The sequence below is a fragment of the Leptothoe spongobia TAU-MAC 1115 genome, from assembly GCF_018739885.1.
GTDB classification, from domain to species: domain Bacteria; phylum Cyanobacteriota; class Cyanobacteriia; order Phormidesmidales; family Phormidesmidaceae; genus Leptothoe; species Leptothoe spongobia.
In genome coordinates this window covers 57,409-64,995 of sequence record NZ_JADOES010000030.1, presented here as the reverse complement: position 1 = coordinate 64,995, position 7,587 = coordinate 57,409, and the positions used below count along the sequence as shown (strand labels likewise).

The 7,587-nt window shown below is 52.4% G+C and carries 4 protein-coding genes; all 4 read right to left on the bottom strand.

Annotated elements, in window-relative coordinates:
• Positions 1-210: 210 nt before the first annotated feature.
• The 4 genes from IXB50_RS14745 to IXB50_RS22650 all read right to left on the bottom strand — a co-directional run bounded on the left by IXB50_RS14745 (position 211) and on the right by IXB50_RS22650 (position 7,560).
• Positions 211-2,724 carry a COG1470 family protein gene (locus tag IXB50_RS14745; RefSeq protein ID WP_215609743.1) on the bottom strand — a complete coding sequence of 838 codons (2,514 nt, stop codon included), beginning with the start codon at positions 2,722-2,724 and terminating at the stop codon, positions 211-213.
• A 13-nt stretch (positions 2,725-2,737) separates the two neighbouring features.
• A complete protein-coding gene (locus IXB50_RS14740; RefSeq protein ID WP_215609742.1) occupies positions 2,738-4,951 on the bottom strand; it encodes a WD40 repeat domain-containing protein in 2,214 nt (737 codons plus the stop codon).
• A gap of 3 nt (positions 4,952-4,954) precedes the next feature.
• A complete protein-coding gene (locus IXB50_RS14735; RefSeq protein WP_215609741.1) occupies positions 4,955-6,349 on the bottom strand; it encodes a hypothetical protein in 1,395 nt (464 codons plus the stop codon).
• 101 nt (positions 6,350-6,450) lie between these two features.
• Entirely contained in the window at positions 6,451-7,560 is a 1,110-nt protein-coding gene (locus IXB50_RS22650; RefSeq protein ID WP_215609740.1) for a phage tail protein, read from the bottom strand.
• Positions 7,561-7,587: the final 27 nt, after the last annotated feature.

The following is a 7,587-nucleotide window of genomic DNA, read 5'->3' as shown; positions in this document are numbered from 1 at the left end:
TGTTTGTTCAATGAGAGAATGGCCATAATTTCCGGAATTACCCCCTCGTTTCGCGGCCATAATTTCCGGAAGCCACATTAGTCTAAAATCAATACACTAACCTTAGGTTAGCCTTAAAGTAATTTAAGGTCAATTGATTGATTCTAGTTTTTTGAGGCGTTAACCAATGTTTAAAAGCTTTTGAACCATTGCCACTGAATCCAACTTTCTCTAATTGAACCTTGGGGGCAGCTCTGACGGTGACAATCTCTCTGTATCAACCGGACCCCGTTGTCCCAACGCATCTGGCATAACACCTTCTGGCAATAAACTCTCCTCAGCCCCAGCTTCCTCATTCGCTTGCATCGCAGCAGCAGACGCTTCAGCAGCAGCGGCAGCAGCGGCAGCAGCCACCTCTTCTGCCGTAACCGGCTGCGTCGGGTCAAACGTCTCCACCACCACTGATTGCGTAATACTCTTCCCCACCGTATTTTTCGCTTCCAGCGAAATCGTCGTACTCCCCGACTCCGGCTTTAACGGAAACGCAATTGTCCCCTGAGACGGTACATTCCCCGGCACCGGCAATAGGCTCACACTGGTCGTCTCCCCACCATCCACATCCCAATCGATCGTTAACGTCGGCGCAAACACCCCCGGCTGAATCGGAATCAAAAGCTTTGGCTGAGCTACTTCACCGTTAATCAAAAATGCCAGAATCTCTGGAGCCTGGGGCTCGATCGTAATCAGTTCTGTGAGAATCGGTTCTGCCTCACTGGGCTGGCCCTGGACAATCGTCTGTAGCTCAAACTGGTAGGTGCCTGCCTGAAAAACCTCCGTCGGCACATCTTCACAAACAATTTCAGCTCCCGTAAACTCGCAGAAGCTTGCCAGCTCATCCGGCAGTGTCAGCCCTTCCGGTCGTCGTTCCAGCTGATAATTAATCTCCCCCATCACCTTGCCATCGGCAGTACGACCAATTAGCTTAAATGCCTGTAGCTCAGCAATTTGAGAAATACGCCAATTCAGGCGAATACCAGCTCCGTCAATGGCAGGAATTTCATCCTCCACTGCCTCATTCTCATCTAGTAGTGCAGCCGCCCCCGCCTCTTGATAAAACACGTCGGGAGCAAAAAACTCCGCCACTATCGGCAACGGCTTCGGATCAATCACTACCACATCCGACTGTTCAGTAATCGGTTTTTTCTGCCGTCTATTTTTAGAAACCAGTGTCAGTTCAAAGGTATATTCCCCCGGCTTTCTCGCATCAGTGCGCACATTGCTACAGGTGAGAATCTCCTCCTGTTGATTGCAGTTTGCCGCTAGCCCAGGGGGGATATCTTTGTCTGTCAGATCATAGGTCAACGGACCGCTCAGGATCTTGCCATCAGCACTGTAACCAGTCACCCTCAATGTCTTTACCCGCTCAGGGTGCTCAATCTGCCAGCCTACCCTGGCCACATCCCCCGTTGCCTCTGCATAGCGAGCATCCTCAATAGCAAAGTCCAAAATCTGAGGTGTGGCCGGTGGTCGCAAAATGTACCACCAAATGAGCCAGGCCAGGGTGCCCAACACACCCAAAACTGCCAATACCAACAGCAGCAGCTGCCACCAGGGACGCGCTGCCCAGGTTAAACTCCCCCGCAGTTCATTGGCTAACAGAGGGTGATTCTCAGGATCTTCTACCTGGATCCTAAAGTTATAGGTGCGACCGCTGCCGTACAGGGGACGTCGCCACCACTTTTGCGGTTCACCCTTGAGGGCAATCCGCTGCGTTGCCTGGGGTAGAACCGTAGTTTGTTCCTCTTCAAGGGTGTAGAGACAGTGCTTTGCCTGGTTGAGGCCTTGCACCTTTACGGCTACTGCGCGGCTGGTATTGCCCGAGTTGTTCAGGTGAACTTCGAACAGACCTGCCTGACCACGCACCTCGCTGCGTAGGGTTTGGAGCGTTGGCTGTAGTAGATAGGTGGGCTCAACTTGCAAATAAACCAGGTCCAACAGATTCAACGTTGGATCATTCTGGGAAGACAGTCTTAGGGTGGGCACATAGCTCCCCGCCAGAGCATTGGCAGGGGGCTTGAGCAATAGCAAAATCTGTCCCCGCGCTCCTGGATTTAACCCCATGCTGTCGGCAGCAACAATTAAGCCTAAACCCTGATTATCCTGGGGATAGGTGATTGTCGTTTCCCAATCGGTTGGTAGCCCTGCGCAGCTCAGCCGAAACCGATCTACCCGCTCAGACCGATTCTCCACCCACACCTGCACTGGTAGGCCAATATTGGGCTGAGCACTCACCGGTTTCTGCGATGAGGTTTGGGGATCGATATAGAAAACAGGATCACTGGTCTGCACCGAGGTGCGTTCTGCCGCCAGCACCTGAAGCTGTTGCTCATAACGCTGGGGAGGATAGTCCGGATAGTAATCGGAGGCATCAACCACCAGGTCGTATTCTAAAATCTCGGGTAGGGCATCGGCGGGTACCCGGATTTTGAAAACAACTTCGCCACTCTGGTTCGGCCCCAGGGCTAGACGCTCCTGCATGGAGGGACACCACTGGCGCAGGATGGACGAGCGTTCTTCGATGTAGGTGTAGATGATGGCGCTGTTTTGGCCCTGGTTGTGGATGGTGATGCCTAGCTGAAAGGTGGCACCTGGACTGACTAAATCCACACCAGATGATGTGCGCACCACCACCAGGGGATTGATGTTTTCTCCTGAGGTGTCCGTTGGGAGTAACTGTTGAACCATGGTGCTTACCTCCCTACTGTACTGCGCATTTGCCCCGAGGCTGCCGACCTGGTTTGACGGGCAGGGTACTCAGGCGAACACGACTATCATCTCCACCGCCAACAATCTTGAGCCTGTTGCGTTGCTGAATAATGGCCACTGCGTTCATACTCTCTTTGGATGACTGGAGAATGTCGCCTTCTAGCGCCTGGGGGTGACGGGTACCGGCAGTGGTAAGTGGCCATAGCCTGACATGACCGTCGTCCCCCGCACTGGCTAGATAACAACCGTCCTGACTTAAATCAACGGCTCGCACAGCTGCGCCACCGTGGCCCAACCACTGGTCTGTGGGTTCACAACTGATCAAGGAACTGAGGCACTGATCGATGTCCCAGAGGGCAATATTGCCCTGGCTGTCGGCGGTAACTAAATGCTCTGGTCTGGCTTCAGCGGTGGCCATGCTGAGGATGTAGTCGGTCTGCCCGCCGGGCCAGTAGGGGAGGTTGCGGCTCTCTTGGGTGGCTAAATCCACCAAAATTAGCTGGTTAAAGCGGCCACCGATGGCAAGTTGGGTATCGGTTTGGCCCAGGAGCGCGATCGCACCTACCGCAAAATCAGTTTCTATGGTTCGTATGGGCTCGTTTTGTCGCGTAATCCGCTGGCTGGGATCCGCCCCCCACTGCAGCACCAGCCCACTACCATGGGCACTAAACAACATGCGAGCATCGCGGCTAAAGGCTAGATCAAAAACCCGATCATCGGAAGCAAACTCAAAGATACTTGACTTATTAGAGAGCAGGTTATTAACCGCCAGGCTACCGTTTTCAAACCCGGCAATCACCTCATCATTATTGACGGGACGATAGCGTACTACACGCACCGCCTTATCACTTTTCTCCACTACCCCAGCCGATACTAGTCGTCGCCCTCTAATACGCCAACGACGTACGGTTTGGTCATCTGAGGCGCTAATCACTTCATTGCCGCGCCCATTAAACTGCACCGAGTTAACAGGCCCCGTATGGCTCTGGTTCATCAGTTTCCAAAGCACTCCACCCACAATGGCCGCCGCTGCTAACCCAGCCACTAACTGCAGCCACACAGGAATCATCGGCAGAATCTGGAGTTCTAATGTCTGGCACTTGGTTGCATTATCTGCCATTGCCGGATGGGCATCTGACAGAGTCTCTTCCACCCGTAGATGTTTGATTCGCGACCAGCCAAACCAGGGTAGCTTACGCTCTACGTCCAGGGTCATTGTGGTTGTTTCACCCACGGCCATATCAACAAACCCAGGGGTGAGGCTAATGCCCTCGGGTAGACCCGTATCGTCTGCGGCGCTCTTCTCTTTTTTACGTTGCCAGAACTTCCAAGGTCGTGACTTCTCTAACGCTGTAACTGTGACTGTGCCACTCAGCGGTAGATTACTACGATTGTCGAGATTAAGGGCAAAGTCAGCCCTACTGTGGCGAGGATTAAACCAACGGCCTGGTTCTTCTGGCAGCCAGCACGCCTGCGGATCACAGCTAAAGTTGATGGTACCTGCCGGTAAAATCTCCAGGGAGGCCTGACTAGCGGCAGCCACTGCCACCGGACGTAGGACTTCAAATGTGAGGGTATATAGCTGGCTGGCGGCCTGGGCTGGGAGCGGTATATGACAGGAAAAGTGTACGATTTTTTCTTCCCGTGGTGATAGCTCCGTGGATCGCTGTATGCCCTCGGGAAACCAACTGGGCTCTAGTCCGTTTAGTTTCACTGCACATTCAATTGCCTTGCGATTGGGGTTGTAGAGGGTAACCGCAATGTCAACAACTTCTTCGGGTAAGGCTCTAAAATATTGCTCCGGCAGCGATAGCTTGGGCGGTAGTAAGGTTTCTCCCCCAACCACCAACCGAATATCCCGGCGGTCTTCATCCCGCAGTTCAGGGGAATAGACCCGAGCTGTCAGGTTCATGGTTCCGGTAAAATCTTCTGTGACCGGCGGCACATCTAAAATCTCTACCTGAAACTGGGTGCTGTCACCGGGGGGAATCTTATAGGACACCGCTGGCACCAGTCGGTACCAGTCATCAGAAATATTCTGGGTAGTCCCCGCTGCCAGGAGGTTGAGCTGAAACGAGGCAAACTGATGACTCTCTTTTTCCTTATAGCTTTCGTTATATACCGTCAGGGTAAACGCGGCTGGGTGATCCCCCCGCTTAAAGTGGAGAATTGAGTCTGATAGGTGCGTATTAATAAGTTTTGCCATAGGTCAGACCGCTGGAGTTACTTGCCGAGTCAGGCTGGGGGAAACAGGAGGGGGTGTCCCAGGCCGCTGAGACTTTTGGAGCTGGGTAAGCTGCCGCCGTCGCCAGCCGTAGTGCATTAGATTAATGCCCAGTTCCTGGGCAGCACGAATAGTGTTGCGAGATAGTTTGAGGGCAGGATCGGCTCGCCATGCCTGGGGTAAATTACTGATCAGCAGCACAATGCCCCCCCAACAGAACCCATGGATGGGCCTGGCTTTCAGTGTTGGCAGCTGACCAAACAAAAATGGATAGGTCAACAGTGGATGGTCGGAATCTATCTTGCCCCGTCCTGTGAGGGGATAGTCAATTTGCAACGTTAAATCAAAAACAGACTGACAGATCTCTCGAATTGAGCTGGCGATTTCTGTTTCGGTGGCATCTACTTCTGATAGCAGCTGTTGTTGCATGGTGTCAGTGTCGGTAAAGTCTCCTAGATCATCTAACGCGACTAAAAGCTCTTGCCGAACTGTATAGAGTTCATTTAAACGGGTGGAGGCAATATCGGTATTGATGCACAGCAGCCCGCCAGTCTCTAAGTAGTTTTTGAGTCTGGGTAGGGCAGCAGCTGCTAAATGAGGGAGTTGCTCATAATCGCAATAGATCAGATCATAGGGGCGATGATCAATACCGGCCAGCGACGTGCGATCAATTCGGTGGATATCGGTGTCCCCTTGTAGGGTAGGTAGTAAACTATCCACCGATTCTAACAGGCGTCTTAGGCTCTTTTGCACTGACTTACTAGACACCTGATCCGGCTGCTCCGCCACAATCTGTGCCACTTGCAGAGTGGTCTGGGGACGCTGGCGAATGGGCAAACGATGACGATGATCGAGGGTATTTGGCTCTGGGAAATAGGGATCCGCAGCCAGGGAGATATCGGTGCCGTCAAAGAGAATACGACATAGTTCTACATCCTCAGGCGCTAGCGCATTCTTCTCGATAATGCGAAACGTTTCCTGAATACTATTTTGTTCAGGAGGAGACCGCAGCTCATCGGGATCTACATAGTTAACTACCAGATAAACAACCTCAGCCTCTGTCGGTGTAGACCGTAGCTGAAAGACCTCAGGTTTTGGTACAATAATCGGATTACCGTTAGCATCAATGGCGATCCCTGGCTGAATCTGCAGTAGTTTCTTGGTGTCCTGATATCGGATATTGTCGTCCGCATTTCTGGAGATAATGGACACCCCCAACCCACATACAATGCCTGGCTGGTATAGGGCCTGGAATTGAAAATTTTGTCGCTGTCGATGGTAGCGTTGGGTCTGTTGCCAACGTTCGGTGGTGATCAACAGCCCTTCAGAAACCTGGAGGCGTTCAAAGGGATGAATGGATGGGGTGGGGAAGATTTGCATGGGAGGGGGAGAGGGGGAGAGGTTGGGGAGAGGTTGGGGAGAGGGACGTGGGTTTTGTCTGCTTGGAGAGTAAACTAGCGTTAATGGTTGATGGTTGATGGTTAATGGGTAGGGGGAGTGGGGGAGACAGGGGGAGAGATAGGGCCAAGCAAAAGATCGTAGGTACAGAAGGCTGGTTTTTCTTGGTCAATAATTGTATGGATCAGGGCTTCATCGAGTTTTTCAGGTTCTTCTGTTCTCAGCCGCACTGTAAAATGAAAGGGTTTGCCCCCGCCTAAAATCGCATCGTGGTCCAGACGAGCTTCATCCATGACAAACCCACGGCTAAAAACTTCTTGGATGCTGATGTGTTTTTGTGATTCCGGTGTATCAGGTAAATCCAGAGGTAAACCGGTATATAGATGGAGATACAATCGCAATCCTTGTTTGGTGCCACGCCATTGATAAATTTCGAAGGCACGGCGGATTAATCGGCGTTGCTGGGCCTGACTCCAGTAGATATCGCTAGGCCAGCCGACCCACTGGGCTAAAAATGGCAGCATTGCTTCGGGGGCTGTTAGTGGGTCGAGATAGGCCCACATCCAGCTGATGGCCTGTACTGCAGGGTCAAAGGATTGCTCGAATAGTTTGAGAAACCGGCTAATGAAGTCCACTTCCTGGTAAACGGCTGGTAGAAACTTTAAGTAGCGGCTGTCGGGTCGGATATGGAGGGAAAAGTTTTCTACACCCATGAGACAATCTGCGCCGTCGGGTCCGGCGTAGACCTGGATTTGTCCCTGGTAGTTGAGTTTGAGGGTGTCGTTGGGACCCAGGGCATGGGCGGCTTCAAAAAAGTCGGCGGCGGGTTTGAAGTAGAGGCTGATGTCGAGATTTTGGTGGGGTGCGATCGCATCTCGCATACACCAGGTCACCGGAAACTGCCCTGGCCCATTTTTGAGCAATAGCCCCGTTGTCGATATGGTAGGCTCTTCTATCCCCATGTAGCACCACTTAGCTGGAAAATCTCCGGTGACATTCAGACGAAGCTGCAGGGGACGCTGGCTAATGTTTTTGACCTGAATCAATAGCTCACTGGGTTCATCCGGATTTAGCCGCAGCTGCTGTTGTGGCAAGCTGACGGTGGCTGAGGCAAAACTCAGGTCTTCTGCAGCCGTTGTGTTCAACAGCTGCATGGGCGTTAGTTGTAATTGCACCGACTGAGTAAGACTCACTACGTTCTCCTAATGACGAGTCATCTA